Raw genomic sequence first — 25,847 nt, 5'->3', positions numbered from 1 at the left:
GGGCGGGCGGCGCTCCCATGAGGTGCGCCATCCGGTTCACCTGGGGGAAACCACACCTCTTGCAGTCACCTTCACCGGCACCGTCTACCACGGCGGCGCCGAGATCGGCCGCGCCCACCAGGTCCTGTTCGACAGCTTCCTCAAGGGCACCCGGCTGAACGTCGAGATCATCGAGACCCGGACGTACGGGAACGACGTGGCCGTGGTCGTCACCCGCGGAGGGCGTCGCAAGAAGCTCGCCACGTACACGATCGTGCGCGAGAGCGACGGCGCGTGGCGGATCGCGGCCGTGCAGAAGACTCAGCGCAAGCCGTTGATGGAGGCCGTGTCCTTCGGGTTCCAGCCCGCCAGCCGCCCGCGTTGAGCGGGGATGTCAGGCGCCGCAGGCCCGGGTGATGACCTGGAGCGAGCGGGTGGTCTCCGAGCGGATCTTCTGGATGGCGGCCGGAACGTCGGTGACCTCGGTCTCCTGGTAGGAGTTGGCCAGGGCGCCCAGGGCGTCGCTGAGCGTGGCGTTGCCGGACTTGACGCCGATGTTCTTCAGCCGTTCCGCCGCCGCGTCCACGGCCTTGTCCAGTTCAGGTGGATTGCCGGCCAGGCCGGGAATCTTCGACAGGAGGTCGTCGGCGACCTTGGTCGCCTCGTCGCAGGCCTCCGTCGCGTTGAGGATGGCTCCTGCCTCCTGGATGGTGCCGCAGCCAGAGGCGAGGACGACCGCGAGGAGGACGGCCGGGAGTCGTCTCATGCGTGCGACCCTACCCAACCGGTGCGGGGGCCGGTCCCGGTTCCGGCCCCGGGGCGCTATCCGTACATGCCGGGCGCGTTGGGGGTGCCGTCGTTGACGCCGTGCAGGGCGCCCTTCTCATCGCGCCACATACGCCAGCCCTCCTGGCTCCCGGTGAACCAGGACGGCGGAGCCGACGAGCCGGGGACGCGCTTGCCGGCCGCCAGGTCGTACTCGCAGACCGCGGCCACCGAGTAGAAGCCCGGCGCCTGCCCGCGCAACGGCAGTGGCTTGGGGTCGGTGACGCAGAAGCTCCAGCCGGTCTCGTCCTCGACCGGCAGCGCCTTGCCCGAGGCCAGGTCGTAGGCGGTGCCCTTGGTGTTGTGCTTGAGGAAGCCGAGCTTTTCCATGCGGTCGGGGAAGGCCAGCCACCAGCCGGAGCCGGGCACCTGGGTGGCGGTGATCTGGCCGACGACGCGGCCGCTGTCGGAGTCGAGGCGGGCGAATCCGCCATAGGCGCCCTGCTGGTCGACCGGGCGGACGACGGGGGCGAAGCCGGGGTTGCCGCTCGGGTAGACGCGGACGACCGAGGGCCGCATCCAGTTGATGGTGCCGTCGCTGATCCGCATCGAGAACAGCCCGAACGTGGACACCTTCTTGGTGCGCGGGTCTGTGTAGGGGGCGATGTAGCCGGTGAGGTTGTCGCCGGTGGCGCCGAAGGCCCAGCCGCCCGACATGTCGATGCCGGGGCCGAGCGCCTGCTCCAGAGGCTGCTGCCACTGGAGCTTGCCGGTCTTGAGCTCGTAGGACTCGATCATGGGGTTGGCCGCGAGCCTGAGCAGCAGGACCCGGTTGGCGTCCGACCACTCGACCTCGGCGATGCCGGGCAGCTTCCACATGGTCTTGCCGGTGCCCGGTTCGAGCACGACGACGCGGGCGCCGCTCAGCGCGGTGTGCTCCGACAGGCAGATGTACGGGCCGCAGCGCTGCGGCCCGAACGTCGAGTGCACGGGCCTGGCCCACTTCTGCTGGCCGGTGCGCCCGTCGCGGGCGATGAGGGTGGCGTTCCATCGGGACTTCTTGGCCGGGTCGAGCGCGACGACCACGGGGCGGCCGTCGGCGGCCGGCACGATCGCGGGGGCGGAGACGCCCATGCCGGGCAGGCGTCCGGCCATCGTGGCCGGGTACTGCCACAGCTTCTTGCCGGACTTCTGGTCGAGCGCGACGGTCTCGAGGTTGCCGTCCGGCTTCATGGAGGTGGTCGTGACGACCCCCGCGGCGGCGGCCATCCGGCTGACGGCGTTGACGTCGGTGTTGTGCCACGTGGGGAATTCGGCGGTGGCCGCGTCGCTGCCGGAACAGCCGGCGGCGGCGAGTACGGCGAGGGCGAGGGCCGGTTTCGTGAGAGGTCGGAGCACGAGGCTTATCCATCTCCAGTGGGGACGGGGCGTGGCGGCTCGGCCTCGGAGGGTGACCGGGGTCAGGCGTCGTTGAGCAGCTCTCCCAGCCGCCGGCGGAACAACGTCACCCACTTTCCGTAGGGGCCGGTCGCCCGCCCGGCGACCCGGGTCGCGCTGACCTCGGTTCCGGGTTCCTCCGCGGCCGTGGCCGCCGCAAGGTAGATCGGTTGCAGTCCTTCGCCACGGACGGGTCGCGGCTCGGGCCACAACGCCAACGCAGCGCATACAGAAGGTAGCACCGCGTAAGCAGCCTGGGCGTAACCTCGGTCAGATGGATGGAAACGATCCGGTCCGAACATTTCGCCCGGGTTTGTTGCGAATTCTGGGCCGAGGATGTCGGCGAAGGCGACCGTCCTGCCGCCCGCCTCGACCACGGCCACCGTCTGCGCGGCGGCCAATTGGCGGCTCCACCGCCGGGTGACCCAGCGCAACGGCTGCGCCAGCGGGCGTACGGTCCCCAGGTCCGGGCAGGTCCCCACGACCACCTCCGCCCCCGCCTCACGCAGCCGGCGCACCGCCTTGGACAGATGCCGCACCGCCACCGCGGGCGGCGTCTGGGTGGTGACGTCGTTGGCGCCCACGAAGACGATCGCGATCTCGGGCCGCACCCGCAGCGCCTGGTCCACCTGCTCGCCCAGGTCGGCGGAGGGCGCCCCGGAACGGCCGAAGACGTCGAGCCGCACCGGTCGCTCGGCCACCGCGGCCAGCCCGTGGGCGAGCAGCACCCCCGGCGTCTTGGCCGGCTCGGTCATGCCGAGCCCGACGGAGGTCGAGTCGCCGAGCATGACGAGCCGCACGGGCTCGCCGGAGAAGTCCCCGTACACGCCGTCGGACGGCGGGCCCTCCATGCCGTGCGGCCGGCCGATCACCTTGCGCGCGACCAGGCTCTCCGCCATCAGAAGCCCGTAGGCCGTGGCTCCCAGGGCCGTCAGCCCGCCGCCTCCGAGCGCGGCAGCGGCCGCGATCTTCCGCGCCGCCCGCGCCACCCCCGGTGTCCAGATCACGTAGCGTGCCCCCCTCGACCCCACTGGCGGTAGCGTTTGTCTGAAACTAGCCGAGCGCCCGCCACCCCCTGGGGATCTCGGCGCCCGGCAAGCTGACCAAGCTTCGGTAAAGAAGGTGAACACCTCGGTGCGCGTTTACGATTCCCTGGTCGAGCTCATGGGGAACACCCCGCTCGTCCGGCTGCACAAGGTATCCGCGGGACTGCCTGCCCAGGTGCTCGCCAAGGTCGAGTACTTCAACCCCGGCGGATCGGTCAAGGACCGCATCGCCGTACGCATGATCGAGGCCGCCGAACAGTCGGGAGCACTGCGCCCCGGCGGCACGATCGTGGAGCCGACCTCGGGCAACACCGGCGTCGGCCTGGCCATCGTGGCCCAGACCAAGGGCTACCGGTGCGTCTTCGTGGTCCCCGACAAGGTCGCCCAGGACAAGATCGCCGTGCTGCGCGCCTATGGCGCCGACGTCGTGGTCTGCCCGACGGCCGTCTCGCCCGACCATCCCGAGTCCTACTACTCGGTCTCCGACCGGCTGGCCAGGGAGATTCCCAACGCCTGGAAGCCCGACCAGTACTCCAACGAGAACAACCCCGACTCCCACTACCACTCCACGGGGCCGGAGCTGTGGGAGCAGACCGACGGCCGGATCACCCACTTCGTGGCGGGCGTGGGCACGGGCGGCACGATCAGCGGCACCGGCCGCTACCTCAAGGAGGTCTCCGGCGGCCGGGTGAAGATCATCGGCGCCGACCCGGAGGGCTCGGTGTACTCCGGTGGGTCGGGCCGGCCGTACCTGGTGGAAGGGGTGGGCGAGGATATCTGGCCGGCCACCTACGACACCACGATCTGCGACGAGATCATCGCGGTCTCCGACAAGGAGTCGTTCAACATGACCCGCCGCCTGGCCCGCGAGGAGGGGCTGCTGGTGGGCGGTTCGTGCGGGATGGCGGTGGTGGCGGCGCTGCGCGTGGCCGCCAAGGCCGCTCCGACGGACATCGTGGCCGTGCTGCTGCCCGACGGCGGCCGCGGCTACCTGTCGAAGATCTTCAACGACGACTGGATGGCCGACTACGGCTTCCTGACCACCTCCTCCGACGAGGGGCTCGTGGCCGACGTGCTGGCCCGCAAGGGCGCGGGGCTGCCGGAGTTCGTGCACGTGCACCCGCACGAGTCGGTCGGCGAGGCGATCGCGATCATGCGCGAGTACTCGGTGTCACAGCTGCCGGTCATGAAGGAGGAGCCGCCGGTCATGGCGGCCGAGGTGGTCGGCTCGATCGTGGAGCGCGACCTGCTGGAGGCGCTGTACCGGGGCCGGCTCAAGGCCGACGACCCGATCGCCGAGCACATGTCGCAGCCGCTGCCCACGATCGGCGGCGGCGAGCCGGTGGCGCGGGCGGTCGAGGCGCTGGAGAAGGCGGACGCCGCGGTGGTCCTGGAGGACGGCAAGCCCGCCGGGCTGCTCACCCGGCAGGACCTGCTCGCCTTCCTGGCCAACTCCGCGCACTAGGGCTTCTTGATCGATTCGATCACGGCGCCGAGGCCGTCGGCGCCGTGCCCTTCCCGGTCCGTGCGCGCGAACAGCTCCTTCAGCGCCGCCGGCATGGAGGTCTCCAGCCCCGCTTCGCGGAAGGCCTGCAGGGCGTGCTCCATGCCGACGGCCTGCATGTGCAGGCTGTTCTCCGCGCCCGGGTAGACGCCGGCGTCGATCTCCTCGCTGAGGATCTTCAGGTAGCCCATCGGCCCGTCGCCCGCCAGCGAGCCCACGAGCCCCTGGAAGAAGGGCACGATCTCGGCAGCCTTCACCCCGGCGCTGCCGAGGAGCGCGGCTGAGTACATGTACGCGGTCAGCGTGGACCAGAACACGTACAGCTGCGACTGGTAATACATCATCGCCAAGCCCTCGTCCGCGCCCACGTGGACGACCTCGCCCAGCGCGGCGAGCGTCGCGGTGTGCCGGTCGAGCACCTCGCGCGGCCCGCTGTAGAAGGCGAAGGAGCCTGGCCGGCCGATGCCGGGCGGCGGCACCATGATCCCCGCCGTGATCAGCACACCGCCGCGTTCCGCCACCCACGCCGCGGCCTCCCGCAGCTTGGCGGGGGTGTCGGAGCTGAGGTTGACCAGCACCTTGCCGTTGAGGTCCACGCCGTCGAGGCTGTCGTACATCGCCTGGTACTCGAGCTGGCTGATCACCATGAGGTCGCCGGTGGGCCGCTCGGCCCGCTTGGCGCCGAGCGCCACCAGAGGATCGGCCTTGGCGGCCGTCCGGTTCCACACGGTCACCTCGAAGCCGGCCTCGAGAAACGTCCGCGCCATCTGGGCGCCCATCGGCCCGAGGCCGATCACTGTCACCTGAGTCGTCATGGCTTCACCCTGCGAGAGGACGCTACGGAATCTCCACGGACCCGCTACGGGTTTAATCGGTACGTGGTGAGATTCGGGGTGCTGGGACCCCTCGCGGTGTGGGGCGACGACGGTGAGTCGTTGCACGTGGCCGAGCCCAAGGTGCGCGCGCTCCTGGCCGACCTGCTCGTGCACGGGGGCCGCCCGGTCTCGGCGGACCGGCTGATCGACGACCTGTGGGGCGATCGCCCGTCGCGCAACCCGACCGGCACCCTGCAGGCCCGCGTCTCGCAGCTCAGGCGCGCCCTGGGCGATCCCGGCCTGGTCGTGCGCGGCCCCGGCGGCTACCGGATCGTGGCCGAGCGGGTCGACGCGGCCCGCTTCGAGGAACTGCTCGCCCGCCGCGCCGTCCCGCCGCACGAACGCGCTGCCGAGCTGGGCCAGGCGCTGGCGCTGTGGCGCGGCCCCGCCTACGCCGACGTGGCCGACCTCGACTTCGCCAGGCCCGCGATCGCGCGCCTGGAAGAGCTGCGCCTGGCCGCCGTCGAAGAGCTGTCCGAGGTACGGCTGGCCCTCGGCGAGCCGATCGAGGTGGCCGACCTGGTGGCCGAGCACCCGCTGCGCGAGCGGCTGAGAGCCGTGCACATGCGCGCCCTGTACCGCCAGGGCCGCCAGAGCGAGGCCCTGGCCACCTACGCCGACCTCCGCGAGAGGCTGGCCGGAGAGCTGGGCCTCGACCCGTCGCCGGAACTGGCCGAGCTACACACCAAGATCCTCCGCCAGGACCCCGAGCTGCGCCCGAAGATGGCGCACCAGGACCCCGAGCTGCGCCCGGCGACGGCGAGCCAGGACTCCGGGTCGCGTCCGGCGGCGGCGCGCCAAGACGCCGAGCTGCGCCCGACCACGGTGCGCTGGGAGGCCGAGGGCCGCGACGACCGTCCCGCGCCGCCGCGGCTGCCCGCCGCCCTGGCCCCGCTGGTCGGCAGGGACGACCAGCTCGCCGAGATCGTCGACCGGCTCGGCCGCGACCGGCTGGTCACGCTGACCGGCCCCGGCGGCGTGGGCAAGACCAGCCTCGCCCTGGAGGTGGCCCGCCGCCACACCGAGCGGGTGTACCTCGCCGAGCTCACCGGCACCACCCAGCCGGCCGACGTGCTGGCCGCGGTGGTCGGGGTGCGCGACGACTCCTCGCAGCCGCTGGAGCCGCGGATCGCGCGGGCGCTGAGCGGGAGGCGGGCCTTGCTCGTGCTGGACAACTGCGAGCATCTGGTCGAGCCGGTGGCCGAGCTGGCGGCGATCCTGCTGAAGGCGGCGCCGGAGCTGCGCGTGCTGGCCACGAGCCAGGAACCGCTGGGCGTGACCGGCGAGCGCGTCCACGTGGTGCCGCCGCTGGCCGAGGACGACGCGGTGGCCCTGTTCGCGGCGCGGGCGGGCATCGAGCCGGGCCCGGCGGTACGCACGATCTGCCGCAGGCTGGACGGCATCCCGCTGGCGCTGGAGCTGGCCGCGACGCGGGTCCGGGCGCTCGGGGCCGACGAGCTGGCCAGACGGCTGGACGACCGGTTCCGGCTGCTCAGCACCGGCATGCGGGACGCGCCGGCGCGGCAGCGGACGCTCCGGGCGATGATCGACTGGAGCTGGGACCTGCTGAGCGAGCCGGAGCGGCTGGTGTTGCGGCGGCTGGCCGTACACGCTGACGGGTGCACGCTGGAGGCGGCGGAGCAGGTGTGCGCGGAGCCGGGCCACGACGTGCTCGACCTGCTGGCCAGGCTGGTCGACCGGTCGCTGGTCACGGCGGGGCCGCGGTTCCGGCTGCTGGAGTCCGTGGCGGCCTATGGGGTGGAGCGGCTGCGGGAGGCCGGTGAGTACGAGCTGGTCAGGGAACGGCACGCGCGCTACTACACGGCGCTGGCCGAGCGCGCCGACCTGCGCGGGCACGGCCAGCGCGACTGCCTGGAACGGCTCGACCAGGAGAGCGGCAACCTGCGGCTGGCGCTCGAAGGGCCCGAGCCGCTGCGGCTGGTGAACGCGATGGCCTGGTACTGGTTCCTGCGCGGGCGGCTGGGCGAGGCGCGCAGGTCGCTGGCCTACGCGCTGACCAGGGGCGGGCCGCCGGGGGAGAGCGCGATGGCGGCCATGTGGCTGGCCGGGTTCACCAAGGTGATCGGCGAGCCGGCGGAGGCGGTGCCGTACGCGGACCTGGATCCGCTGGGGCGGGCGCTGCACGACTGGTTCCTCAGCCATGTGACCTGGGCCTACGGCGGCTTCTCCGTCCACGACGACCAGGTGGAGAAGGCGCTGACGGCGTTCGGCGCGATGGGGGAGCGCTGGGGCGTGGCCGCGGCGCTCGCGCTGCGGGCCAGGCTGGCGGTGGGCCGCGGCGACCTGGCGGCCATGGAGCGTGACGGCGCCCGCAGCCTGGAGATCTTCGGCGAGCTCGGCGACCGCTGGGGTCAGGCCGAGGCCATGGACGCGCTCGACATGGCGGCCGAGATCCGCGGCGACTACGCGCGGGCCGCCGGACTGCGTGAGGAGCAGCTACGCCTGGCGGGGGAGCTGGGCATCGCCTCGCCGTTCAAGCTCTCCGGGCTGGGCCGCCTGGCGCTGCTGGAGGGCGACTACGCGCGCGCCGACGACTACCACGAGCGGGCCCGCGCGCTGGCGGTCGAGCAGTCGGTGAAGTCCGCTGAGGAGCACGCCGTGATCGGGCTGGCGATCAGCGCGCGCCGCCAGGGCCGCTTCGCCGACGCCGAGGAGTACCTGCTGCCGTGGTTCGCCTGGCTACGGCGGGTCGGCGGCACGCCGGGCATCGCGTTCGGGCTGGCCGAGCTGGGCTTCGCCGCCGAGCAGCGGGGCGACGCCGAGACCGCGTTGTCCCGGCAGGAGGAGGGCTACGCGGCCGCCGTCTCCACCGGCGACCCGCGCGCGGTCGCGCTGGCGCTCGAAGGGCTGGCGGGCGCGCTCTCGCTGGCCGGACGCGCCGAGGAGGCCGCCCGCCACCTGGGTACGGCCGCCGCCATGAGGAAGTCGGTGGGCGCCCCGCTGCCGGACGGCGAGCGGCTCGACGTCGACCGGATCACCGCCCGCATCAGGACGAGCCTGGACGCCGGGGCCTTCACCGAGGCCTTCCGCTCAGGCAAGGGGGAACTCGGCGATCACCTCCCAGTAGCCCTCGGGCGTGGGACCGGCGAAGAGCCTGCCGCCCAGAGCCTCCACCCGCTCGGCCATGCCGACCAGGCCGAAGCCGCCACCCAGCCGGGCCACCCTGGGGTCTGAGGCCGAGCCGAAGTTGCGCACCCGCAGCCGCACCAGATTGGGGAAGGCGCGCAGGTCCGCCTCGACCCAGGCGGCGCCGGGCGCGTGCCTGCGCACGTTCGTCAGCGCCTCCTGCAGCACGCGGTGCAGGGTGGTGACGACCTCGGGCGGCAGCGTGCCGTCGCCGACGCCCTGGCCGATCTCGAAGGCCACCTTCGGCCCGTTGGCGGAGAAGCGCTCGGTCAGCAGACGCAGGTCGGCCAGCGTGGTGCCGGGCCTGCGCTCCGCCTCGTCCTCCGCGCGCAGCACGCCGACCAGGCGGCGCATCGACGTCAGCGCCTCCGCCCCGGCTCCGGCGATCGCGTCGAGGGCGGGCACCACGGCCTCCGGCTTCATCTCGGCGACGGTCTTGGCGGCCTGAGCCTGGACGACGATGCCGGTGATGTGGTGGGCGACCAGGTCGTGGAGCTCTCTGGCCAGCTCCAGGCGTTCGGCGCGGCGTACCGAGAAGACGGCTTCCGAGCGGCGTTCCTGCTGGAAGCGGAGGTATCCGCCCACGCCGGCCGCCAGCGACCAGCCGGCGAACAGTACGAACGAGAAGGCCAGGCCGGCGTTCTGGTAGTCGCGGCCGGAGGCCTCCGCCAGCAGGACGATCAGGGAGACCAGCGCGAAGACGGCGGCCTTGCGCACGGGCTGGATGTGGCGCAGCACGCCGATCGTGAGGATGAGCACCGCGCCGGACTCCGCCATGCCGGGCACGCCGTCGTAGTTGGTGGCGCTGATGATCGTGGAGGTGACGAAGCTGAAGGCCAGCAGGAACGTGAAGCCCTCGACCCGGCGCTTGTGCCGGGCCAGCACGGCGGCGATGCCGGCGACGCCGCAGAAGGGCACCAGCCACTGGGGTCCGCCGACGCCGGCGGCGGCCACCACGTCGATCATCAGCATCAGGCCCAGCCAGCCGATCATGGCGATTTCGCTGAGTCTGCGGATCCAGTAGACGAAGCGCTTGGTGTCCCCCACGGCATCGAGCCTAAGCCGGAAGTCGGAGCACCCGTATCAACCGTTCGGCCGAGTAGCGACGCCGCAGACCAGACCTTCAGCGGAGGTGGAAGGGGTGGGTCGTCACCGATGCTGGATATGTCGGAAGGGAGACGGGGAAATGGTCGTCATCGGATTCGTGTTGCTGGGTGTGGGACTGGTGGTGGGCGTACTGCTCGCGCTGGCCGACCCCGTGATGCTCTCCAGGATCAACGGAGAGCCCGCCGAGGGCGGCAGCGGCCGCCACATCCACGCGCCGCGCGCGGTGCACGAGGGTGAGGTGGTTCAGCTGCCGAGCCGTACCGGCGACCGGCGCCAGCCCAAGGCGGCCTGAGACGGGGCTCGCGGCGGCGGGCATGGCGCCGGCGAGCCTTGGGGGAGGGATCGGCCCGCGAGACCGTTGGGGGACGGAATCGCGGGCCGGTTCCGTTACCGTGGCGGGTATGAGCAACGGATTCGAAACGCTGGCGATCCACGCAGGTCAGGAGCCCGACCCGCTGACCGGCGCGGTCGTCCCGCCTATCTACGCCACGTCCACCTACAAGCAGGACGGCGTGGGCGGGCTGCGCTCGGGCTATGAGTACAGCCGCTCGGCCAACCCGACCAGGACCGCGCTCGAAGAGGCGCTGGCCGCGGTCGAGGCCGGCGCGCGGGGGCTGGCGTTCGCCTCCGGCCTGGCCGCGGAGGACACCGTGCTGCGCACCGTGTGCCGGCCGAACGACCACGTCATCATCCCGAACGACGCCTACGGCGGCACCTACCGCCTGTTCGCCAAGGTCAACGAGCGCTGGGGGCTGCGCTACGACCCGGTGCCGCTGGGGAACCTGGACGCCGTGGCCGGGGCCATGACGCAGAAGACGAAGATCGTCTGGGTGGAGACGCCGACGAACCCGCTGCTGGGCATCGCCGACATCGCCGGGCTCGCCGAGCTGGCCCACGAGAACGACGCGCTGCTGGTCGTGGACAACACCTTCGCCTCGCCGTACCTGCAGCGGCCGCTTGAGCTGGGGGCCGACATCGTCGTGCACTCCACGACCAAGTACGTGGGCGGCCACTCCGACGTGGTCGGCGGCGCGCTGGTGGCGCGTACGAAGGAGCTGGGCGACGAGCTGGCCTACCACCAGAACGCCATGGGCGCGGTGGCCGGGCCGTTCGACGCGTGGCTGACGCTGCGCGGGCTCAAGACGCTCGGCGTGCGGATGGACCGCCACTGCGACAACGCCGAGCGGGTGGTCGACCTGCTGCTTGCGCACCCGAAGGTGACCCAGGTGCTCTACCCGGGCCTGGGCGAGCACCCCGGCCACGAGGTGGCGGCCAAGCAGATGAAGCGCTTCGGCGGCATGGTGTCGTTCCGCGTGGCGGGGGGCGAGGAGGCCGCCGTGGAGGTGTGCAACCGCGCCGAGCTGTTCACGCTGGGGGAGTCGCTCGGCGGGGTCGAGTCACTGATCGAGCACCCGGGCAGGATGACCCACGCGTCGGCGGCGGGCTCGCCGCTGGAGGTCCCGGCCGACCTGGTGCGGCTGTCGGTGGGCATCGAGACGGTCGACGACCTGCTCGCCGACCTCACCCGGGCGCTCGGCTAGGACGGCACGACCATCAGGAACAGGATCGCCAGCCAGATCAGCGTGACCACGCCGGCGATGGCGGCGATCCGTCCTGTCTGCATCTTCGCGTCGTCGTCCGGGGTCTCGCTGGAGAGCGCCTGGACGGCGGTGCGCAGGTCGCGTTCGACGATGACGATCAGGACCGCGGCCACGATGAACAACGTCATGGACGCGGTCATGTTCCACTTGCCCAGGGTGCCGTTCCCGGCGATGACCCCGGCTCCGATGCCGAAGATCAGCACGCCCAGCGAGAGCAGGGCGTAGAGCCGGGTCGAGCGGTGGATGAACGTCAGCAGAGCGGCGTTCTTGGTGCGAATTGCGCGGGGGGCGGCGTGCGTCAGCGCTGTGAGCGGCCCGACCGCGAAGATCGCGAAGGCGATGTGCAGCCAGATAAGCAGGGACATGCCGCAGAGACTAGTCCCCGGCGATCTCGGCCTGTGGCTCGACACTCTCTTCGCTCTTGCGGGAGCACCGCATGCACAGCTCGAAGGACGCCACAGTGACGACCATGATCATGATGAGCAAGACCATCGCGAACATAGCACTCCCTCCTTCCCCGAATATCCTCCGTAATGACTAGACGCCCTGGCAACGGAATAAGTTCAGCCCGGGTATCGTTGCGTACCGCCGTTTTCTTCCGTTCAGGCACAAGGGGGTGCCGTCGTGGCCGTCAGGCACGTCGAGCCGTACACCGATGAGTGGCAGCATCAGCCGCGCTGCTACGTGAAACAGGTGGTCGAAGTGCTCGACGCCGAGGTGGCCGAATGGTGGGAGGGGCCCGGCGAGCCGCGTACGGCGACGGTTCTGGTGTCCGGCGGCTCGGCGCTGGTGTGGGACGAAGAGAGCGGCTGGCGGCTCGGCCGCTTCCTCTCCGGGGCCCGTGGCGAGCACACCGAGCTGGCCGATGTGCGCTATCTGGGTGGCGGTCTGCTGCCCCGGCCCGAGCGGGTTCCCGCGGCCCTGTCGGACGCGCGGCTCGGGATCGGTGCGAGCAGCGCCTGGCGGCCCTGCTACCGCTCGCACCGCAACTGCCGGGACGGGTTCGATGTCGCGCTGGACTTCTGGTCCGGCCTGGTGCGTGCCTAGTTCAGGCGGGTGTGACGGTCTGGCGCCCTTCCTGGGTGGCGGCGCACTGCGTGCAGTCGGTGTGGTTCACGTGAAGGCCGAGGATCCCGCGGGTGCAGCGGGAGAAGGGCCCTGGGGCGCGGTGGGTCGGTGAACCGCGCCAGTCCTCTCCGAGGACACTGAGCACGATCATGACGAACGTGCTGGTCGCTCCTCCGATCAAGGCGATCGGGATCATGAGGTACAAATCCATGGGTAATTATGGCAGCGGCACCCCGCCTGTCATCAATAGGTGGACATAGAAGAAGAACCACCAGGTGATCTGGGTTGGCGGAATACAATTGACTACACTTATTGGGATAAGTGGCCCGAGCCTGCATAATTGATTTCGTAGGCCAGGTGGGTCATATCACCGGCATAGATCGCCACCGTGAGCCGGATCGGCCGCTCGGCCGAGTACGCCGTCCTGATCACCTCGACCACCGGAACCCCCGCCCTGCGGCCGAAGAACGGGACCTCCTGCGGCGTCGGCATCCTGGCCAGCACCACGTCGCGATGGCGGACCTGCACGTGGCCGTGGTTGGCCAGTTCGCGGATCGTGCCGCGCTCCAGGTCGACGGGTAACATCAGGCCCGTCCCCTCGGCCACGTCGAGCGGATAGAACGAGTCCTGCAGCGACCAGCTCTCCCCGTCGACCAGCCGCCGCGACAGGCGCACGACCACCACGGAACCCTCGGGGATCTGCAGGTAGGAGGCGACTTTCGGGCTCGCCTCCCGGAACTCCATGGTGAAGCCCTCCTGCGCGGGCTGGCGGCCCTGCTCCTCCACCGCTGAGGTGAAGGCGTCCTTGCCGCTCGCCGTGCGCAGGCCCTCCCTGTTCGACATGACCATGGTGAAGGTCAGCCGCGCGTTCACGTACGTGCCCAGCCCCTGCCGCGACTCCACCAGGCCCTCGTTGGCCAGGACGGCGATCGCCAGGCGGACGGTGTTGGTGGAGACGCCGAAGAGCTGCTCCAGTTCCGACTGGGACGGCAGGCGCTGACCTGGCTGAAGGGACCCGGCGGTTATCTTTTTCCGCAGGTCGTCGGCCACCTTGCGGTAGAGCGGCTCGGACATGGTCTCATTGTCCGCTTATTGGTATGAGCGGTCTAGGTCCTGGCTTTACAGCTCCGTCCCCCGGCGGGACGATTTCCTTCCGTCCCATTTCCCGAGTGGAAAGGCAGAATCAGGATGCCGGTTCCCTATAGCCAGGAATGGCTGAGGTTGCCCCTGGGTTACGTGTCGTCGGTAGCAGCCGCGGTGGAGCATGTGATGTGGTGGGACGACCCCTTCGACCCGCGGGACGCGACGATCCTGCTGGCGGGAGGCGACGCCCTGGTGTGGGACGAGGAGAGCGGGTGGCGCCGCGGCCGGTTCGTCTCGGGTGAGCGGGGTGTGCGGACGGTCCTGGCCGGGGTCGGTTACCTCGGGGGCGGGGTGCTGCCCGAGCCGGCCGAGGTGGTCGCGCTGATGGCGCGGGGCGGCGGCCGTACCCGAGTCGCCTACCGCTCCTTCCGCGACCTGCACGACGGGTTCGACGCCCGGCTGGGCCGCTACGCCCTCGTCTAGCGGGCGCGGCGCAGCCGGAGGAAGTCGCTGACCACGTACTCGCCCAGCCGTTCCGCGCTGGGCGAGAACACCCGGCCGCCGTTGCGGCGGGCGACCTCGTCGACGAACTCGCGCAGCCGGTCGTCGGCGGCCAGCATGAACACGTTGATCGTGGCCCGCCGCCTGGTCATCTTGTCGACCTCGGCCAGCGTCAGCTCCAGTGTCTCGTGTGAAGGCGGCCACTCGAAGGCCGAGCGGCCGTTGCGCATGAGGTGCGCGGTGGGCTCGCCGTCGGTGACCACGAGCACGACCGGCTCGAAGTCGGGGTGGCGGTCCAGGTGCCGCCCGGCGATCAGCAGCGCGTGGTGCAGGTTCGTGCCCTGCACCATGTCCCAGTCGAGCCCGGCCAGCTCGTCCGGCTGCAGCACCCGCGCGTAGTTGGAGAAGCCGATGATCTGCACGGCGTCCTGCGGGAACTTCGAGGCCACCAGCGCCTGCAGCGCCAGCGCGGTCTGCTTGGCCGCCGCCCACGTGCCCCGCAGCGCCATCGAGTACGACAGGTCCACCAGCAGGCAGACCGCCGCCGCGGTGCGGCGCTCGGTCTCGGCGACCTCGAAGTCGTCCACGGACAACCGCAGACCTCCTGAGGTACGGCCGCCGCCGTTGCGAATGCCGTTGACCAGCGTGCGCACCACGTCGATGGGCTGCTCGTCGCCGAAGCGCCACGGCCGCGAGGACCCGGTCAGCTCGCCGGCCGAGCCCGCGTCGTGCTGCTCGTGGTCGCCGCGCCGCCCGGCGTCCAGCGAGGCGAACACGCGGCGCAGCGCGGTCTCGCCGAGTCTGCGCACCGCCTTGGGCGTCAGCTCCAGCTTCCCGCGCCGGCGCAGCAGGTAGCCCTGCTCCTCCAGCTCGCGTTCGATGCGCCGCAGTGCCTCCAGGTCGTCGACGGCCGAGCGGCCGAGTGCCCGGCGTACGGCGGCCTCGTCGATGTCGTCGAGTCTGGCGCCGGGGTAGTCCTGGCGCAGTGCCGCCTCCAGCTGGGTGAGGTCGGCCAGCTCCTCCAGGGCGGTGACGGCGTCGCCCATGCCGAGCGGCTCGTCGCCGGTGAGGCGTTCGGGGGTGTTCCAGGCCAGGTCGGGGCGGCGGGCGGTGAGGGCGTCGCCCAGGCGGCGCATCTGCTCGCCGAGCCCGGCCTGCTCCAGGGTCTGGTTGATGAGGCCGCCGAGTTCCTCGCGCTGGCGCGGGGTCATCGAGGCCAGCATGCGCTGTGTGGCGGCGGCCCGGCGGGCGAGGATGTCGACCAGCTCTTCCAGCGTGCGCGGCTTCTCGGGGAACATGTCCCCGTACGTGGCCATGAAGGCGTCGAAGTCGGCCTGGGTGTGCTCGCCGCGGGAGTCGCGCTCCAGCATCTCGTTGAGGGCGGCGACCATCTGGCGCACGCGCTCCATGGCCGCCGGGTCGGGGTTGGCCAGCGCCTCGCGCAGCCCGCGGAACTGGGTGTCCAGCACCTCCCTGCGCAGCAGGTCGCGCAGCTCCTCGAAGGTCTGCCTGGCCGCGGCCGAGCGCCACTCATAGGAGCTCAGCTGCTGGATGGCGCTGGCGGTGTCCTCGGGCAGGCCGTCGAGCTCGGTCTCGCGCATCCTGGCCGCGTCGGACGGGTCGGGGAACAGCTCGGCGCGCTCCTGGCCGATCGCCTTGTCCAGCAGCGCGCGGGCCCGCTCCAGGGTGCCGTCGAGCCTGCCGCTCTCGCGCAGCTCGCGGCGGCGGCGCCGTACCTCTCTGAGCATCTCGTCGAGGCCGCGGCGGTCGCGCGCCCCCGGCAGACCGCGCTTGAGCAGGTCGCGCAACGCGTGCACGGGCGTCGAACCGGACAGGATCGCATCGCCCATCTCGTCCAGCGCCGCCCGCACGTCATACGGGGGCGCGAGGGGGTCGGGGCCGTCCTGATACTCGCCATAGCGATAAGCCACGATCTCACGCTAACTCGTCTTTTGTTCTTCTGTTACGGCAAGCCGCCCCCACGCCACCCGCCGCCGCCGGTTTCCGCCGATCGTGGGGGTCGCTTCTCACGTCGGACGTGGCGCCCGCCGTCACGGTCACGCGTCCCCGAAGACCTCCCACACGCTCAGCAGCTCGTTGCTGAACGGGTTGTAGTGCACCACGGCGAGGTTGCCGCCCTTGAAGACCTTGGAGAAGTCCTTGTTCGTGCAGCCCTTGGTGCCGAGGCCGTCGTCGTCGGCGTTGACGGGCCGGCCGGTCAGCCAGCCGTCGCCGCACTTGGCCGTGACCCGGTTGAAGGTCAGGTGCCAGTTGTAGGTGAGGTGGCGCGTGCCGTGGGCGACGGTGTCGGCGTCCACGCGCTTGATCACGCCCTTGGCGGTCTGGGTGTACCACTTGGCCGGCTGGAACTCGCTGACCCTGATCGCCTTCTTGCCCGAGTAGACGATCTTCACGGGGTTCGGGCCGAGCTGGAGGGTGAAGGCCAGGTCCTTGGGCGTGCAGCGGGTCTTGCCGAGGCCGTCGGCGTCCTGGGCGAGGCGGCCCTCGGTCTCCTTCAGGCCGCAGGCGACGGTCAGGCGGCGGAAGCCGGCGGAGCCGTAGGCCAGCTTGAGCTCCTTGGCGCCCTTCTTGGCGGCCAGCTTGTACTTCTTGCCGTCTCGGGTGGCCGTGAGCGGTGTGACGCGCAGGGTGCCGGCTCCGTCGGCCCAGGCGTAGCCGTACACGGTGGTGGCGGTGGTGGACGGAGACAGTGGAGCCGCGGCGACGAGCGCGGCGATGAGCAGAGAGTGCATTGGGCGGTCCCCCGGTGTCGTGAACTACCAGGTTGGACGCGCGGGACCGCCCCGATGTTCACGTGCGGTAGACGTTCACTCCGTCAAGATCGTCCTTTGACAGCCTTCGCATGAGGTAGAGGCCCTCCAGGGCGAATTCCAGGGCGGCCGCGGCGTGACCGGGCGACTCGTCGCCGGCGCCCATGCCCAGCTTGGCCATGATCTTCGCCAGGCCGTTGACCGGGCCGATCCGGCGCAGCAGCTCCGCGGCCGGGACCAGCTCGCCCGACTCCACCTGGCTGCCCTCGGCGAACTTGTCGGTCAGCGGCGCGAGGTCGGTGCCGCCCAGGCGGTTTCTGAACGTCTCGGCCGTCGCCCGGCGCAGCAGGTGGGCCAGGATCTCGGTCTCCCTGCCCTCCTCGCTCACCTCGAACTCGACCTTGCCGCGCAGCGTCGGCACCATGCTCGGCAGGTCGCAGACGCGGGCCACCGCGTGCTCCTCGCCGGTGATGGCGGCTCTGCGCACCGCGGAGGCGGCGGCGGTCTCGGCGGCGGCGATGGAGAAGCGGGCCGAGACGCCCGAGCGGGCGTCCACCGCGGTCGACTCGCGCACGAGGCGGGTGAAGCGGGCGATCACCTCGATCAGGTGCTCGGGGATGTCGGCCCCGATGTCGGGCATCGACTCCTGGCGGATGAGCGTGAGCTCGTCCTCGACCGTCTGCGGGTAGTGGGTGCGGATCTCGGCGCCGAAGCGGTCCTTCAGCGGCGTGATGATCCGGCCGCGGTTGGTGTAGTCCTCGGGGTTGGCGCTGGCGATGAGCAGGATGTCCAGGGGCAGGCGCAGGTTGTAGCCGCGTACCTGGATGTCGCGCTCCTCCAGCACGTTCAGCAGCGAGACCTGGATGCGCTCGGCCAGGTCGGGCAGCTCGTTGACGGAGAAGACGCCGCGGTTGGTGCGCGGGACCAGTCCGTAGTGGACGGTCTCCGGGTCGCCCAGCGTGCGCCCTTCGGCGATCTTGATCGGGTCGACGTCGCCGATCAGGTCGCCGACCGAGGTGTCGGGCGTGGCCAGCTTCTCGCCGTAGCGCTCGTCGCGGTGCTTCCAGGCGACGGGCAGCTCGTCGCCCATCTCCCGCGCCTTGCGCCGGCACGTGGTGCAAGCCGGCGCGTAGGGATGGTCGTTGATCTCGCAGCCCTCCACGACCGGGGTCCACTCGTCGAGCAGGCCGGTGACGGTGCGGATGAGCCGGGTCTTGCCCTGGCCGCGCTCGCCCAGCAGGACCAGGTCGTGCCCGGCCAGCAGAGCGCGTTCGAGGTGGGGCAGGACCGAGTCGTCGAAGCCCACGATGCCGGGAAAACGGGGCTCGCCTGCCCGCAGCTTGGTCAGCAGATTATGGCGGACCTCTGCTTTGACACTGCGATGAACGTGATCGCTCGCTCGCAGCTCGCGGAGAATTCGAGGCTGATGCACGGGAACGAGACTACGTCTCCTGCGAGCCGTTCGCATCGTGGTGAGATTTCGGATCTTGACTATTGCGTGACGGTTCGTGCGCGTGCTTGTTGCTCCAGTGGGGAGAATCGGGCCAAGGGAACCAGCAAACAGCAAGGGAGGCGAGACGCGTGGCCCTGATGACGAGCCGCTTCGCTGATGGCCTCGCCGTGGGATCCGACCTGGGCGCGACCGCCGAGCGCGCCGTGGGGCAGGCCCTGTCGAGGCTTGCCGGCAAGGCCGACCTGGTCTGTTTCTTCATCTGCGGCGATGACCCCGACGACGTGGCGGAGGCCGGCCGCCGGGCCATGGCGCTCGCGCCGGACGCGCACGTGATCGGCTGCAGTGCCACCGGCGTGATCGGCGACGGCCAGGGCGTCGAACTCGCGCCGTCCGTCAGCGCCTGGGCGGCGACGCTCGACGGCGCCAGACTGACCACCTTCGCCCTGGAGACGCTGACCGCCGAAGACCGTTTCGTCGTCGTCGGCCTGCCGGAACGCGGCTCCGACGACCACGTGGCCGTCCTGATGGCCGACCCGTACACCTTTCCGACGGACGCGTTCGTCGAGCGCTCCGTGGACGTGCTCGGCGACCTGCCGATCATCGGCGGCCTCGCCAACGGGATGAGCGGCAGAGGCTCGGTACGCCTGTTCGCCGACGGCCAGGTCTACACCGAGGGCGCCATCGGCGTGCTGATCAGCGGCCAGGTCAACGTCAGCACCGTGGTCAGCCAGGGCTGCCGCCCGATCGGCCCCACCATGGTCGTCACCCGCGCCGAGGAGAACCTGCTGCTCGAACTGGCCGGTCAGCCCGCCCTCGCCCGCCTGGAGGACATCGTCAGCGACCTCGACGAGGACGACCGCGACCTGGTCGCCTCCGGCCTGCAGATCGGCCTGGCCATGGACGAGTACGCCGAGCGCCACGAACGCGGCGACTTCCTCATCAGAGGCGTGCTCGGCATCGACCCCGACCGGGAGGCGGTCGCCATCGGCGACGTGGTCGAAGTCGGCAGAACCGTCCGCTTCCAGGTACGCGATGCCGCCACCGCCGACGAGGACCTCTACGACCTGCTCGACGCCCACCGCGAAGAGCTGGGCAAGGTCGACGGCGCGCTGCTGTTCGCCTGCAACGGCCGCGGCTCCGCCATGTTCGGCACCGCCGACCACGACGCCGTCGCCCTGCGCGACACCCTCGGCCACATCGGCATGGCCGGCTTCTTCGCCGCCGGCGAGGTGGGCCCGGTCGCCGGGCACAACCACGTCCACGGCTTCACCGCCTCGGTCCTGGTCTTCTCCTCCTCGGGCAGCCGGTGATCCTCGCGATCGACGTCGGCGGCACCAAGATGGCGGCCGCCCTGGTGGCCCCCGACGGCGCCGTACGGCGCACCCGCCGCCTGGCCACCCCGCAGGACGCGGACGCCGAAACCCTGTGGAAGACCCTGCTCACGCTGATCGAGCCCTACGACGGCTTCGGCGGCGTCGGCGTGGGCTGCGGCGGGCCCATGGCCTGGCCCTCCGGCGAGGTCTCGCCGCTCAACATCCCCGGCTGGCGCGGCTTCCCCCTCGGCGAACGGCTGGCCGCCCGCTTCCCCGGCAAACCCGTGCGCGTCCACAACGACGCCATCTGCCTGGCCGTCGCCGAGCACTGGAAGGGCCACGGGCGCGGCCGGGCCAACATGCTGGGCATGGTCGTCTCCACCGGGGTCGGCGGCGGGCTCATCCTCGGCGACCGGCTCGTCAACGGCGGCACCGGCAACGCCGGGCACATCGGGCACGTCATCGTGGAGCCCGGCGGCCCGCCCTGCGGCTGCGGCGGCCACGGGTGCCTGGAGGCCGTCGCGCGCGGGCCCGCGCTCGTGGCGTGGGCGCAGGGGCAGGGCTGGACGCCTTCGCGGGAGGGCCGCCTGTGGGTGCAGGACGGCTCGCACACGCAGGAGGGAGCGGCCGGGCCGTACCGGGAGGATCGGGAGACGACGGGACAGATGCTGGCGGCCGACGCACGCCGCGGCGACCCGATCGCCCGCGCGGCCCTCGCCAGGGCGGGAGACGCGCTGGGCCTGGCGATCGCCTCCGCCACACACCTGTGCGACCTGGACGTGGTGACGATCGGCGGCGGGCTGGCGCAGTCGGGCGCGTTGCTGTTCGGGCCGCTGGAGCGGACGCTGCGCGAGCACGCGCGCATGGACTTCGCGCGGCGCCTGTCCGTCGTCCCGGCGCTGCTCGGCCAGGACGCCGGCCTCGTGGGCGCGGCGGCGCTGCTCCTGGGCGGCGACAGGTACTGGGCGTCCTAGTCGAGCGCCCACTCGGCGGCGACGCGCGCCTGTATTTCGGCCTGGATCGGGCCCGTCTTCCTGAAGAACCGCGTCGCGCACTCCAGATCCTCCAGCGCCGCCTTGACCTCCCTGTCCAGGTACGGCGCGGCCTGCCCCGGCGAAAGCGTCGGCAGATATTCCACGCCCTCCTTCCTGATCGGGAACTCCGCGTCGGCCAGCCGGTCGCGTTCGGCGACGAACGACTCCCGCACCTGGCTGGTGATCCGGCTGGGCAGGGCCGAGCGGACCGTGTAGCCGTAATCCTCCAGACAAGCGGCATATTTGCGGGCGAACATTCGCGCCGGGAGGTGGCTGTCGAACTCCCGCGCCAGGGCGTGCCTCAACGCCGCGTCCCGCTTTCGGTCGAGGTCGAAGCGCCCGGTGACCTGCCTGCCTGTGAGCCGAAGCACCGCCGAGCCGAGGCAGACGTCGTAGGCGCGGCTGTAGGCGCGTACCTGCGTGAGGGACAGCGCAGCGGTCAGCCGGTCGTTCGGGTCGTAGGGGAGTGCCGCGAGGCCGCCGGCCTCCTTGTCGGTGGTGTGGACGTACATGGCGAAGACCTTGAAGCCGTACTTGGCCCGGCTCTGGCGTTCCTGCTCGGGGGTGTTCTGGCGCGGCGGCCGCCGGGGGGAGCCGACGGGGATGTACTTGAATCCCTGATCCTTCATGCAGGCGGCCATGAGGGTTTCGCGCCGGTTCGCCACCGGCGCCGCCCCGGACTCGGGAACCGGCGCCGCCGGGCCCGCGACCATCACCGTGGCCAGCGCGAACGCCAGCGACCCCCGCACTACTCCTGCCCCCACTCCCGGTTGACGCGGGCGTAGACGGCGTTCGCCCGCGGCTGGTAGGCGGGGTAGAAGTCCTTGCCGCACTCCAGGTCGTCCAGGGCGGCCCGCACCTCCTCCCGGAAGTACGGCTCCGCCTCGAAGCGGGACAGGTCGGGCATCACGTTGCCCCGCATCCGGGGCCACTGGCGGCGGCCGAGCTCCCACAACTGGTCCATGAGCGACTCCTGGACCTGTGAGGTGATCTGGCTCGGACGCGGGTCGGCCACGGGGCGGCCCTTGGACTTCAGGCAGGCGGCATAGTCCCGCGCGCCCGCGGTCAGCCGGGGGTCCGAGTCGAGCGCGCGCTGCATCGCCGCCTCCGCGGCCACCTTGAGCTTGGCGTCGAGGTCCTCGTAGCTCGTCACCTTCCGGCCGAGCGCCGTCTCCGCCGCCCAGACGTAGCACGGGGTCTGGGCCGCGAAGTAGGCCCGCGCCTGAGCGCGCGACAGGGCTCTGATGATCTCGGTGTTGGGGTGCATGCGGTAGGCCGCGACGCCTCCGGGGCCGGTGTCGGCGGGGAAGACGAACCGGGCGAAGATCCGGAAACCATTCTTCTCCCGGTCGGCCAGCATGGCCGTGTAGTCGCCCTCGGCCAGCCCGCGCTCCGCCTCCGTCATCGGGGCCGGCGCTTCGAGGTCCTGGATGTAGCGGAAGCGGTGCCGCTTCATGCAGTCGGCCATCAGGCTCTCCCTGAGCTGTTTGGCTGACAGAGGCGGCCGGTGCGCGACGGACGGTACGGCGGGCAGCGCGCTTGAGCCGCTGACCAAAAGGATGGTCAGCGCGGTGGCCAGTTGCCGGAGTCCCATCGGGGCGGACACTATCTCAGCGCGTCCACAGGTTCCATCCTGGCCGCCCGCAGCGCCGGATACAGCCCGGCCAGCAAGCCGACGACGGCCCCGGCCACGGGGGCGGCCAGCGCCAGCCGTACGTCCAGGAGGGGTGTCCACTCCTTGACCGCGCAGACGGCGACGATGGTCACCACCCCGAGCGAGGCGCCGATCACGCCGCCGGTCAGCCCGGTCAGCGTGGACTCCAGCAAGAACTGCGCGGCGATGTGCCGCCGGGCGGCGCCCAGCGAGCGGCGCAGGCCGATCTCGGAGACCCGCTCCATCACGGTCACCAGCGTCACGTTGGCGATGCCGACGGCGCCGACCACGAGGGAGACCAGCCCGAGGATGAGGAAGAGGGCGTTGACGTCGTCCTGCGCCTTGTCGCGGGCCCTGATCGGGCTGGGCGGGGCGATCACCTGGAGCAGGTCGTGGTTCCCCGGGCTGAGCGCCGGCGGGGCCTGGCGGGAGATCAGGTCGGCGGCGCCGAGGCTGGTGTTGATCAGGACCCGGGTCACGTCGCGCAGGCCGAACTGGCGGCCGGTGCTCGGCGGGATCATCACCGCCATCGACAGGTTCCGCTCGCGGCGCAGCTCGCCGAGCACCCCGATGACCGTGTACGCGTGCTTGCCGATGAAGATGGCCGGAGCGCGCTTCAGGCTGCCGACGCCCAGCAGCTTGGCGGCCTGGTCGCCGATCACCGCCACCCGGTCCTGACGCCGCACGTGCCCGGTGTCGAAGAACCGGCCGGCGACCATACGGCCCCGCGCCGCCCGCGGCAGGTCCGTGGTCGCCGCCAGGACGCTCAAGGTCTGCGCGGTCACCCGGGTGGGGTCCACCAGGTCGTTGGAGCGGACGGACAGGTTGGCGCTGTCCTTGGTCTCGGCCACGGCGGCGGCCGAGGTGACGCCGCGCAGCCTGGTCACCCGGGAGACGGCGTCCCAGTTCACCAGCGGGGCGTTCTTCTGCTCGGGCACCTCGACCGTGACGGCGGTGGCGACCAGTTCGTCGAAGCGGCCGACGATCTGGTTGCCCGCCGTGGCCGCCACGCCCAGAGTGACGACGAGCGTGGTGATGCCGAGCACCGTGCCGAGCGTGGTCAGGGCGGAGCGCACCGGCCTGGCGAGCATGCCGGCGAGCGCTTCGGTCCACAGGTCACGAATCTTCACTGAGCACCCCGTCGGTGATCCTGACCCGGCGCCCGGCGCGCCGGCTGACGTCGTTCTCGTGGGTGATGACGACGATCGTCAGGCCCTGCGCGCGCAGGTCGTCGAACAGGGCGAGCACGGCGCCGGTGTTGCGGCTGTCGAGGTTGCCGGTGGGCTCGTCGCACAGCAGCAGGGAGGGGCCGCCCATGAGCGCCCTGGCGATGGCGGCGCGCTGGCGTTCGCCGCCGGACAGGCGGTCGGGCGGGAAGCCGGTCCGGTGGGCCAGTCCCACGCGGTCCAGGGCTTCGAGCGCGCGTTCCCGCCGGTTCTTGCGGGGGTTGGCGCCGTAGACCTCGGCCAGCATCACGTTCTCCACCACGCTGCGGTGCGCGAGCAGGTGGAACGACTGGAAGACGAAGCCGATCCGGTCGCCGCGCAGCCTCGTCCGCGCCCCGTCGCGCAGCGTGGTGGTCTCGGTGCCGTCCAGCCGGTAGCTGCCCGAGGTGGGACGGTCCAGCAGGCCGAGCACGTTGAGGAGGGTCGACTTGCCGGAGCCCGACGGGCCGACGATGGCCAGGTAGTCGCCCTGCCGTACGGCGACGCTGACCTCGTCGAGCGCGCGGACCGGCGGGTCGGAGGGGAACTCCTTGGAGACCAGTTCCAGCTCGATGACCGGCTCAGGCACCGCTGATCACCACCCGGTCGCCCTCCTTGAGTTCGCCGCTCACCTCGACCTGGCCGTCGGCGGTCAGCCCGGTGCGTACCTCGACCTCTCTCGTCCGGTCCGGCGCGGTCTCGACCTGCACCCGCGCCCTGCCGTCCGCGGCGGTGACGACCGCGGCGACCGGCACCACCAGCACCGGCTCGTCGGTCGCGCCCACGGTCACCCTGGCGGCGACGGCGGTCCCTGACAGGCCCTTGAGCCCCTTCATCGACTCGGGGGTGATCAGCACGGGCCGGTTGCCGGCGGGCGGCGCCTCCTCGCCGGGGACCTTGGCCTTCTCGCCGACCGCGCTCAGCGTGGCCGGATAGGTCTGGCCCGAGTCGAGTTCGATGCTGGCCTTGAGCCCCTCGCGCAGCAGGCCGGCCTCGCCGGCCTCCACCGATCCCGACACCATGAACGACGAACTGGTCACGGTGGCCACCTCGTCCTCGACCATCTGGCCCGCCTTCACCTTCGCCTTGTGCACCCGCGCGGGCAGCGCGGGCAGGAACACCACCTCGCCCGGCGGGATCGACGTGCCGAACGTGCGCAGAAACTCGCCGAGCAGCGACGACGCCGCCGCCACGTCCTTCTTCGCGTTGGCGACCTTGAGCTTGGCGGGGGAGACCTGCCGGGCGTGCCGCAGCGCCTGCTCGGCGGTGACCAGCCCCTCCTGCGCGGTGATCACGGCCGTACGCAGCTCGCGCAGGCGTTTCACGCGGGCCTGCGCGCTCTCCCCGGCGAGCCGGTCGCGCGCCCGGCGGGCGGAATCCAGCTCCGCCGCGGCGTTGGCGACCTTGAGCTCCAGCAGCCGGGTGTCGGCACCCGGCGAGGGCGACGGTGTGGGCGCGGGCCTGTTCGCCTCGGCCAGCGCCTGCTCGGCTTCGAGCAGCTTCTCCTCGGCCGCGCGCACGGCCGAGTCGGCCGCGTCCACCTTGGCCTGGTCCTCGGGCGTGAGCCGCCCGTCCTCCGCCTCCTCCAGCGCGCTCTCGGCCGCGCGCAGCTCGTCCTCGGCGTTGCCGAGCTTGATCTTCAGCGGCAGGACGTCGCGCCCCTGGTCGAGCGCGCGTTGTTCGATCGCGAGCGTCTCCTTCGCTGTCTGTACGGCCTTGCGCAACGTGTCCAGCGCCTGCCGGTCGGCCAACGCGGGCCGCTGGGCCTCATAACCCCCCTTCGTGTACAGCCGGGTGACCGCGGCGACCGTGGCCCCGTCGAACACCCCCGTGACCGGCGTGCCGAACCCGAGCCTGCGCAGCGCCCTCTGCAACTGCTCGACGTCGTCGCCCTTGGTGCCCGGCGCGATCGTGCGGTGCATCGGCACCTTGCCGCGCAGCGCGAACACCGGCCGCCCGTTGACCTCCATCAGCACGCCGCCCTCGCGCAGCCTGCCCTGGCGCGGGGCCCGCGTGGCACGCTGCAGCTCGGCCGGGCCGCCGACCACCCCGGCGAGGGTGATCGGGAACGGCGAGCCGTACTCCAGGGTGCCGTTGACGGCGACGGTGCTGACGAGCTTGCGGCGCTCGACCGCCGCGGTGACGAGACTGGCCTTGGGCGGCGTACGGCGGGCCGCCTCGTCGGCCGGCGAGCGCAGGCGGGTGCTCAGGAACCAGCCGGCGCCCGCGATGGCCAGGACGCCCGCCAGGACGGCGGCGAGAAGCTTCCGCGGCGACTTCATGGGAACTCCAAAAGGGCATGCT

The 25,847-nt window shown here is 71.6% G+C and carries 25 protein-coding genes and 1 pseudogene; 9 read left to right on the top strand and 17 right to left on the bottom strand.

Translation table 11 applies throughout. The features are described from left to right. Positions 1–22 precede the first annotated feature (22 nt). The gene (locus tag ACFWY5_RS37875) at positions 23–364 is read left to right on the top strand and encodes an SgcJ/EcaC family oxidoreductase (protein WP_379637632.1); all 342 of its coding nucleotides are present in this window, start codon (positions 23–25) and stop codon (positions 362–364) included. A gap of 9 nt (positions 365–373) precedes the next feature. On the opposite strand, the gene ACFWY5_RS37870 is transcribed toward ACFWY5_RS37875, so the two are convergent. The 3 genes from ACFWY5_RS37870 to ACFWY5_RS37860 form a co-directional block, all read right to left on the bottom strand. Then, positions 374–745 carry a hypothetical protein gene (locus tag ACFWY5_RS37870; RefSeq protein WP_379610768.1) on the bottom strand — a complete coding sequence of 124 codons (372 nt, stop codon included), beginning with the start codon at positions 743–745 and terminating at the stop codon, positions 374–376. A gap of 56 nt (positions 746–801) precedes the next feature. Next, a complete protein-coding gene (locus tag ACFWY5_RS37865) occupies positions 802–2,142 on the bottom strand; it encodes a PQQ-binding-like beta-propeller repeat protein (RefSeq protein WP_379610767.1) in 1,341 nt (446 codons plus the stop codon). Positions 2,143–2,204: 62 nt separating this feature from the next. Further along, a complete protein-coding gene (locus ACFWY5_RS37860; RefSeq protein ID WP_379610766.1) occupies positions 2,205–3,188 on the bottom strand; it encodes an SGNH/GDSL hydrolase family protein in 984 nt (327 codons plus the stop codon). 127 nt (positions 3,189–3,315) lie between these two features. Here ACFWY5_RS37860 and ACFWY5_RS37855 point away from each other — a divergent pair, with 127 nt between their 5' ends. Then, entirely contained in the window at positions 3,316–4,692 is a 1,377-nt protein-coding gene (locus tag ACFWY5_RS37855) for a cystathionine beta-synthase (protein WP_379610765.1), read from the top strand. On the opposite strand, the gene ACFWY5_RS37850 is transcribed toward ACFWY5_RS37855, so the two are convergent. Further along, complete coding sequence (locus ACFWY5_RS37850; protein ID WP_379637631.1) at positions 4,689–5,546, bottom strand: NAD(P)-dependent oxidoreductase; 858 nt, start codon at positions 5,544–5,546, stop codon at positions 4,689–4,691. The two genes, ACFWY5_RS37855 and ACFWY5_RS37850, sit on opposite strands and share 4 nt — an antisense overlap. A gap of 63 nt (positions 5,547–5,609) precedes the next feature. On the opposite strand from ACFWY5_RS37850, the gene ACFWY5_RS37845 reads away from it, so the two are divergent. After that, complete coding sequence (locus tag ACFWY5_RS37845; protein ID WP_379637630.1) at positions 5,610–8,801, top strand: BTAD domain-containing putative transcriptional regulator; 3,192 nt, start codon at positions 5,610–5,612, stop codon at positions 8,799–8,801. Here ACFWY5_RS37845 and ACFWY5_RS37840 read toward each other — a convergent pair. Beyond that, positions 8,724–9,530 (bottom strand): annotated as a pseudogene (locus ACFWY5_RS37840) (sensor histidine kinase); the annotation flags it as partial. The gene ACFWY5_RS37845 and the pseudogene ACFWY5_RS37840 overlap by 78 nt on opposite strands. Positions 9,531–9,939: 409 nt before the next feature. Between ACFWY5_RS37840 and ACFWY5_RS37835 the strand changes: the two are divergent. Both ACFWY5_RS37835 and ACFWY5_RS37830 read left to right on the top strand, forming a co-directional pair. Further along, positions 9,940–10,152, top strand: coding sequence for a hypothetical protein (locus ACFWY5_RS37835; protein WP_379637629.1), 213 nt, complete (start codon positions 9,940–9,942; stop codon positions 10,150–10,152). A 109-nt stretch (positions 10,153–10,261) separates the two neighbouring features. Beyond that, complete coding sequence (locus tag ACFWY5_RS37830; RefSeq protein ID WP_379610761.1) at positions 10,262–11,401, top strand: cystathionine gamma-synthase; 1,140 nt, start codon at positions 10,262–10,264, stop codon at positions 11,399–11,401. On the opposite strand, the gene ACFWY5_RS37825 is transcribed toward ACFWY5_RS37830, so the two are convergent. Both ACFWY5_RS37825 and ACFWY5_RS37820 read right to left on the bottom strand, forming a co-directional pair. Continuing rightward, positions 11,398–11,826 (bottom strand): hypothetical protein, encoded by a 429-nt coding sequence (locus ACFWY5_RS37825; protein WP_379610760.1) that lies wholly within the window; start codon positions 11,824–11,826, stop codon positions 11,398–11,400. The genes ACFWY5_RS37830 and ACFWY5_RS37825 overlap by 4 nt on opposite strands. Positions 11,827–11,836: 10 nt before the next feature. Continuing rightward, entirely contained in the window at positions 11,837–11,962 is a 126-nt protein-coding gene (locus tag ACFWY5_RS37820) for a hypothetical protein (protein ID WP_379610759.1), read from the bottom strand. 123 nt (positions 11,963–12,085) lie between these two features. Between ACFWY5_RS37820 and ACFWY5_RS37815 the strand changes: the two genes are divergently transcribed. Next, the gene (locus tag ACFWY5_RS37815; RefSeq protein WP_379610758.1) at positions 12,086–12,508 is read left to right on the top strand and encodes a DUF6292 family protein; all 423 of its coding nucleotides are present in this window, start codon (positions 12,086–12,088) and stop codon (positions 12,506–12,508) included. A 1-nt stretch (position 12,509) separates the two neighbouring features. Here the strand turns inward: ACFWY5_RS37815 and ACFWY5_RS37810 are convergent, their stop codons facing one another. Continuing rightward, positions 12,510–12,740, bottom strand: a complete 231-nt coding sequence (locus ACFWY5_RS37810) for a hypothetical protein (protein ID WP_379637628.1) — start codon at positions 12,738–12,740, stop codon at positions 12,510–12,512. A gap of 98 nt (positions 12,741–12,838) precedes the next feature. Beyond that, positions 12,839–13,603: a GntR family transcriptional regulator gene (locus tag ACFWY5_RS37805; RefSeq protein WP_184967600.1), complete on the bottom strand. Its 765-nt coding sequence runs from the start codon at positions 13,601–13,603 to the stop codon at positions 12,839–12,841. Positions 13,604–13,717: 114 nt separating this feature from the next. On the opposite strand from ACFWY5_RS37805, the gene ACFWY5_RS37800 reads away from it, so the two are divergent. After that, positions 13,718–14,095, top strand: a complete 378-nt coding sequence (locus tag ACFWY5_RS37800) for a DUF6292 family protein (RefSeq protein ID WP_379610756.1) — start codon at positions 13,718–13,720, stop codon at positions 14,093–14,095. On the opposite strand, the gene ACFWY5_RS37795 is transcribed toward ACFWY5_RS37800, so the two are convergent. The 3 genes from ACFWY5_RS37795 to ACFWY5_RS37785 form a co-directional block, all read right to left on the bottom strand. Further along, positions 14,092–16,047 carry a hypothetical protein gene (locus ACFWY5_RS37795; RefSeq protein ID WP_379610787.1) on the bottom strand — a complete coding sequence of 652 codons (1,956 nt, stop codon included), beginning with the start codon at positions 16,045–16,047 and terminating at the stop codon, positions 14,092–14,094. The genes ACFWY5_RS37800 and ACFWY5_RS37795 overlap by 4 nt on opposite strands. A gap of 123 nt (positions 16,048–16,170) precedes the next feature. Beyond that, positions 16,171–16,866, bottom strand: a complete 696-nt coding sequence (locus ACFWY5_RS37790; protein WP_379637627.1) for a hypothetical protein — start codon at positions 16,864–16,866, stop codon at positions 16,171–16,173. A 58-nt stretch (positions 16,867–16,924) separates the two neighbouring features. Continuing rightward, positions 16,925–18,352 carry a sigma 54-interacting transcriptional regulator gene (locus tag ACFWY5_RS37785; protein WP_379637626.1) on the bottom strand — a complete coding sequence of 476 codons (1,428 nt, stop codon included), beginning with the start codon at positions 18,350–18,352 and terminating at the stop codon, positions 16,925–16,927. Positions 18,353–18,474: 122 nt separating this feature from the next. Here ACFWY5_RS37785 and ACFWY5_RS37780 point away from each other — a divergent pair, with 122 nt between their 5' ends. Then, positions 18,475–19,647, top strand: coding sequence for an FIST N-terminal domain-containing protein (locus ACFWY5_RS37780; protein WP_379637657.1), 1,173 nt, complete (start codon positions 18,475–18,477; stop codon positions 19,645–19,647). Continuing rightward, positions 19,644–20,624, top strand: a complete 981-nt coding sequence (locus tag ACFWY5_RS37775) for an ROK family protein (RefSeq protein ID WP_379637625.1) — start codon at positions 19,644–19,646, stop codon at positions 20,622–20,624. Before ACFWY5_RS37780 ends, ACFWY5_RS37775 begins: the two co-directional genes overlap by 4 nt. Here ACFWY5_RS37775 and ACFWY5_RS37770 read toward each other — a convergent pair. The 5 genes from ACFWY5_RS37770 to ACFWY5_RS37750 are packed head-to-tail and all read right to left on the bottom strand — an operon-like array spanning position 20,621 to position 25,825. Then, entirely contained in the window at positions 20,621–21,433 is an 813-nt protein-coding gene (locus ACFWY5_RS37770) for a hypothetical protein (protein WP_379637624.1), read from the bottom strand. The two genes, ACFWY5_RS37775 and ACFWY5_RS37770, sit on opposite strands and share 4 nt — an antisense overlap. Further along, positions 21,433–22,278, bottom strand: a complete 846-nt coding sequence (locus ACFWY5_RS37765; RefSeq protein WP_379637623.1) for a hypothetical protein — start codon at positions 22,276–22,278, stop codon at positions 21,433–21,435. Before ACFWY5_RS37765 ends, ACFWY5_RS37770 begins: the two co-directional genes overlap by 1 nt. A gap of 11 nt (positions 22,279–22,289) precedes the next feature. Continuing rightward, on the bottom strand, positions 22,290–23,468 hold the full coding sequence (locus ACFWY5_RS37760) for an ABC transporter permease (RefSeq protein WP_379637622.1): 1,179 nt from the start codon (positions 23,466–23,468) through the stop codon (positions 22,290–22,292). Beyond that, entirely contained in the window at positions 23,455–24,132 is a 678-nt protein-coding gene (locus ACFWY5_RS37755; RefSeq protein ID WP_379610748.1) for an ABC transporter ATP-binding protein, read from the bottom strand. Before ACFWY5_RS37755 ends, ACFWY5_RS37760 begins: the two co-directional genes overlap by 14 nt. Beyond that, a complete protein-coding gene (locus tag ACFWY5_RS37750; RefSeq protein ID WP_379610747.1) occupies positions 24,125–25,825 on the bottom strand; it encodes a peptidoglycan-binding protein in 1,701 nt (566 codons plus the stop codon). The genes ACFWY5_RS37755 and ACFWY5_RS37750 overlap by 8 nt, the downstream gene beginning before the upstream one ends. Between the last annotated feature and the right edge of the window lie 22 nt (positions 25,826–25,847).

The organism is Nonomuraea sp. NPDC059007, assembly GCF_042740555.1.
Classification (GTDB): Bacteria; Actinomycetota; Actinomycetes; order Streptosporangiales; family Streptosporangiaceae; genus Nonomuraea.
This window is presented reverse-complemented; position numbering and strand designations above follow the sequence as displayed.

What these genes read in the sequence shown, in the direction of transcription:
- ACFWY5_RS37820 (WP_379610759.1), bottom strand. Translation starts at nt 11,962, where the DNA reads ATGTTCGCGATGGTCTTGCTCATCATGATCATGGTCGTCACTGTGGCG.
- ACFWY5_RS37830 (WP_379610761.1), top strand. Translation starts at nt 10,262, where the DNA reads ATGAGCAACGGATTCGAAACGCTGGCGATCCACGCAGGTCAGGAGCCC.
- ACFWY5_RS37765 (WP_379637623.1), bottom strand. Translation starts at nt 22,278, where the DNA reads ATGGGACTCCGGCAACTGGCCACCGCGCTGACCATCCTTTTGGTCAGC.
- ACFWY5_RS37850 (WP_379637631.1), bottom strand. Translation starts at nt 5,546, where the DNA reads ATGACGACTCAGGTGACAGTGATCGGCCTCGGGCCGATGGGCGCCCAG.
- ACFWY5_RS37750 (WP_379610747.1), bottom strand. Translation starts at nt 25,825, where the DNA reads ATGAAGTCGCCGCGGAAGCTTCTCGCCGCCGTCCTGGCGGGCGTCCTG.
- ACFWY5_RS37805 (WP_184967600.1), bottom strand. Translation starts at nt 13,603, where the DNA reads ATGTCCGAGCCGCTCTACCGCAAGGTGGCCGACGACCTGCGGAAAAAG.
- ACFWY5_RS37810 (WP_379637628.1), bottom strand. Translation starts at nt 12,740, where the DNA reads ATGGATTTGTACCTCATGATCCCGATCGCCTTGATCGGAGGAGCGACC.
- ACFWY5_RS37825 (WP_379610760.1), bottom strand. Translation starts at nt 11,826, where the DNA reads ATGTCCCTGCTTATCTGGCTGCACATCGCCTTCGCGATCTTCGCGGTC.
- ACFWY5_RS37870 (WP_379610768.1), bottom strand. Translation starts at nt 745, where the DNA reads ATGAGACGACTCCCGGCCGTCCTCCTCGCGGTCGTCCTCGCCTCTGGC.
- ACFWY5_RS37790 (WP_379637627.1), bottom strand. Translation starts at nt 16,866, where the DNA reads ATGCACTCTCTGCTCATCGCCGCGCTCGTCGCCGCGGCTCCACTGTCT.
- ACFWY5_RS37785 (WP_379637626.1), bottom strand. Translation starts at nt 18,352, where the DNA reads ATGCGAACGGCTCGCAGGAGACGTAGTCTCGTTCCCGTGCATCAGCCT.
- ACFWY5_RS37780 (WP_379637657.1), top strand. Translation starts at nt 18,475, where the DNA reads ATGACGAGCCGCTTCGCTGATGGCCTCGCCGTGGGATCCGACCTGGGC.
- ACFWY5_RS37835 (WP_379637629.1), top strand. Translation starts at nt 9,940, where the DNA reads ATGGTCGTCATCGGATTCGTGTTGCTGGGTGTGGGACTGGTGGTGGGC.
- ACFWY5_RS37800 (WP_379610756.1), top strand. Translation starts at nt 13,718, where the DNA reads ATGCCGGTTCCCTATAGCCAGGAATGGCTGAGGTTGCCCCTGGGTTAC.